This window comes from Streptomyces sp. NPDC007205 (genome assembly GCF_040634095.1).
Lineage (GTDB): Bacteria > Actinomycetota > Actinomycetes > Streptomycetales > Streptomycetaceae > Streptomyces.
The window spans coordinates 1-4,253 of record NZ_JBEYEW010000117.1 but is presented as its reverse complement, the minus strand read 5'-3'; the positions used below and the strand labels follow the sequence as shown (position 1 = coordinate 4,253).

Sequence of the window (4,253 nt, the reverse complement as noted above, 5' to 3'; positions counted from 1 at the left end):
GAGCGATTCGACCCCCATGCGCAGGATGTCCCGCAGAGGAACGTTCCTGCATGCCGCCCCTGACCTGGGCATTCACGGAACTGCGGCCAGAACCATTTTCAAGAATCGCCATCAGCGGTGCGGTAGTCGTCCAAGGCATGCGTCTGGGAGACCGATGACCAGCCGACGAGCTGGCTGAGGCCCCTCGGGTGCTGAGGGCGCCCGGTTGGCCAACTCCACCGGTTGCGGGGCTCATTGTGGGAGCGTCGGTCGGCTTTCCGCAACGAGCCCTTCCGGCGCGGCGGGCCACCTGTTACGGGAGAGAAACCGGCAGACGCGCCACCCGGTTGTCGTCCGCGAGTGTCGGTCGGGGCACGGGGCTTGAGGCTTGTCAGGAGGTGGTACGGATCTGCGCCGGCTCCGCACCTTGCTGCCTATCTCGATCCGCTGCCTGATTTGACGACGCCCGGAATCGGTGAGAACGGGTGCCGGGTCGATGACGCGTTCGGCAACATCCCTTACAGCAATACCTATATCATGTTCGCGTCAAGCAGTCGTCTCATCGACCTGGCAGGACACCGTTCCTTGGGCGGATAGCGACCAACGCCCCAGGTCACCATCACCATCCGTGGGACACATTCGGCGTGCGGAACCAGTGCCGGGAACCGATTACTGACATAGTCGGATGATGTTCCATAAACGCTGTAGACGCTGCCGTAATCGACGTCCCCGCCGCCTGGCCGCCGGCTTAGCCGCAGCGGCACTGCTGTTTGGTCCAGCTGCCTTGTCCCCAGCGCAGGCCCTGCAGCAATCCGGCCCAACGGCCTCGGGACGCTGCGCCGAGCAGGACCCGTCGTGGTCACCGACCACGACGCGCTTCGACCCGACCAACGCCTACCACGCGTACGTGGGCAATGGCTATCTCGGCGCCCGGGTTCCACCGGTGGGCGCAGGTTACGCGGCACCCGGCGGCAAAACCGGCTGGCCTCTGTACACCCCACGCTACGACGGCGCGTTCGTCGCGGGCCTCTACGCCCGCGGCCCGGAGAACACCGCGAGCCGCGAGGGGATCGCCGCCCTGCCGACCTGGACGGGCTTGGACGTGACCCTCCCTGCGAAGGACCGGGACGGGACGGGAAACGGAGAGACTTACGGCTCCCGGAGCCGCGTCACCTCCTACCGACAGACCCTGCTGATGCGCTGCGGCCTGGTGCGCACCTCCCTGACCTGGACTGCTTCGGACGGCCGCCAGACCGACCTGACGTACGAGGTGCTGGCTGACCGTGCCGACCCCCACGTCGCCGCTGTGCATCTCACTCTGTCCCCCCACTGGAACGGCGCGCTCACGGTGACCGACCGCATCGATGGGCGCGGTGCACGCCGGATCGCCCCGGTGGACGCCAGTGCGCAGGACAGGAGTGGCAGGCACGGCGTCGGTGTCGCCTTCCGGACCGACGGTACCGGCGTGACCGGCGCTGTCGCCAGTGTTCTGCACGCCCCTGGCTGGGGAGGCAGGCCACGGTCCACGGGCCCCCTGAGCGCCCGTCAGTCCGCGGCGCTCCGGGTGGGTGCAGGGCATACGTACGAGGTCACCAAGTACGTCGGCGTCGACACCTCGCTGACCTCCAGTGCACCGGGTGAGGATGCTCGGTCCGCGGCGCGGCGGGCTGCCCGGCTCGGCTGGCGCAAACTACGTGCCGCGCACACGGCGGCGTGGCGGGCACTGTGGTCGTCGGACGTCGAGGTGCCGGGCCATCCAGACCTGCAATTGTGGGCACGTGCGGCGCGCTACGGTCTGCTGTCGGCGTTACGCCCGGGCGCCCGCGACAGCGTAGCGCCCGCCGGGCTGACCAGCGACGACTACGCGGGGATGGTCTTCTGGGACGCCGAGACGTGGATGTTCCCGGCACTGCTGGCGACCGACCCGGACTTCGCCCGCTCGGTCCTGGAGTACCGCTTCCGCACACGAGACGCCGCTGCCGACAACGCCCGCCGTACATCGGTGAAGGGCCTCTTCTTCCCCTGGACGAGCACCAGCCGGGGACAGTTGTGGACCGAGTGCCAGAGCTGGAACCCGCCGCACTGCGTCACTCAGGACCACCTCCAGGGCGACATCGCGCTCGCCGCCTGGCAGTACTACCTGGCCACCGGGGACCGCGCCTGGTTACGCTCGCACGGCTGGCCGCTGCTGCGTGGCCTGGCCGAGTACTGGGCGTCGCGTGTGACGCCGAACCCCGACGGTTCGAAGTCCATCAAGGGCGTCGCGGGTCCCGACGAGTACAGCAACGGCGTGACCGACGGCGTCTACACCAACGCCGTCGCCGCGACCGCGCTGCGCGCTGCCGCCAGTGCGGCGAAGGTGCTCCACGCGACCGACGCACCCGTTGCCGCATGGCGCCGGACCGCCGACACACTCCGTATTCCCTACGATTCCAAGCGCAAGATCTTCCTCCAGTACGCGGGTTACGACGGCTCGCAGATCAAGCAGGCCGACACCGTCCTACTGGTCTACCCACTGGAGTGGCCCATGCCTGCCGGTGCCGCAGCATCAACCCTCGACTACTACACCGAGCGCACCGACCCCGACGGCCCCGCCATGACCGACTCGGTGCACGCGATCGACGCCGCCGCGATCGGCGAACCCGGCTGCGCGACATATACGTTCCTGCAGCGGGCGGCGCGCCCCTTCTTCCGCGACCCGTTCGCCCTCTTCTCCGAGGCGCGCGGTGGCAAGGCCGGCGTGGGTGACGCACTCGCGGGCTCCCCGGCCCAGGACTTTCTCACCGGCAAGGGCGGGTTCCTGCAGATCTTCACACACGGGCTGACGGGACTTCGGCTGCGCGACGGAGACGTGGTGCACTTGGATCCGATGCTGCCTCCGCAACTGGCGCCCGAAGGCGTTCGGGTGTTGGGATTGCGGTGGCACGGGCGCACCTACGACGTCGAGATCGGCCCTAGTACGACGACCGTACGGCTGGTCGCCGGAGCCCCCTTCATCGTTGACTCTCCTCAGGGGCACTTCACCCTCGCCAAGGACGCTCCGGTCTCGCTCAAGACTAGGCGGCCGGACCTTGCCCCCATCTCGAACCTCGCACGCTGCCGCCCGGTGACGGCCACGTCCCAGGAGCCGGGTCTTTACGCGGAGGCAGCGGTTGACGGCGATGCTGCCACGGCGTGGCGTCCGGAACGGGCCGGGGGATCCCTCACCGTGGACCTCGGCCGATCGGTACGGATCTCACGTATCCAGGTGACCGGTACGGCTGAGTACCGCCTGGAGACGTCGGCGGACGGCGGGCATTGGGTGCCATACGAGGGCAAGCCCGTCACCGGACGACAGGTACGGATCACGGTCACGGGCTTCACACCGGGCGAGGTGAAGGAGGTGACAGTGTCGAGCCTCCCCTGACGGCGTGCTGGGACGGGACGAACAGCAGTCTGGCTACCCGCCGAGCAACCATCAACTTACGGTGACCCATGCATAGTTGAACGATTCCCTAAGTGGCAGAGGTCCTCTCCACCGTCGGCCTGCGGCTCTCGGAGGAGAAGACACTGATACGCACATCGACGAGGGCCTCGACTTCCTCGGCTGGCGCATCCAGCGCCACGAGAAACGGGGAACCGACCGGCAGTACGTCAACAACTACCCGGCCAAGAAGGCACTTCGGTCCATCAAGGCCAAGACAAAGGCGCTCTGCCGGATGAACGTCAGCCTGCCGCTGGCAGTCCTGCTGCACAGGCTCAATCAGGTGCTGCGGGGCTGGACCGCCTACATCCGTCCCGGGGTGTCCGCTCGGGCGTTCCAATACCTGCGCATGATCGTCTGGCGTCAGGTCTTCGGAAGGCTCCGTCGCAAGCACCTCGGCACTGGATGGAAGGAGCTCCGCTGGCGTTACCGCGACGGTGGGTGGTGGCCACACGACAGGGACGTCGTCCTGTTCAACCCGGGCTCGGTAGTCACCACGCGATACCGGCCCGGAGGGACGGTCATCCCGTGGCCCTGGCCCAGCACGACCTGAGGAAAACAACTGCTCATCGGGGCTTGTGGAGAGCCGGATGCGGGGCCAACTCGCACGTCCGGTTCGGGCGGGCGGCGTGGAGAAACGGGCTGGGAGGAATCCCAGTACCGCGCTCCGTGCCGACCCCACCACGACATAGCCCTGGTCGACGACACCGGCACGTTACTGAGCTTGAACTCGGGTTGTCGTAGTCGCTGACAGGGCTTGATCCCCGCGGTACGCCGTTGTTATGAGGTAGGCGCAGGGCGGCGGACTGAC

The 4,253-nt window shown here is 67.8% G+C and carries 2 protein-coding genes; both read left to right on the top strand.

Features of this window, described 5'->3' with window-relative positions; genetic code table 11:
• The first annotated feature begins 667 nt into the window (after positions 1–667).
• Positions 668–3,385: a discoidin domain-containing protein gene (locus ABZ624_RS42140; protein WP_360100904.1), complete on the top strand. Its 2,718-nt coding sequence runs from the start codon at positions 668–670 to the stop codon at positions 3,383–3,385.
• Positions 3,386–3,461: 76 nt separating this feature from the next.
• Entirely contained in the window at positions 3,462–3,995 is a 534-nt protein-coding gene (locus tag ABZ624_RS42135) for a group II intron maturase-specific domain-containing protein (RefSeq protein ID WP_360100901.1), read from the top strand.
• The last annotated feature ends 258 nt before the right edge of the window (positions 3,996–4,253 follow it).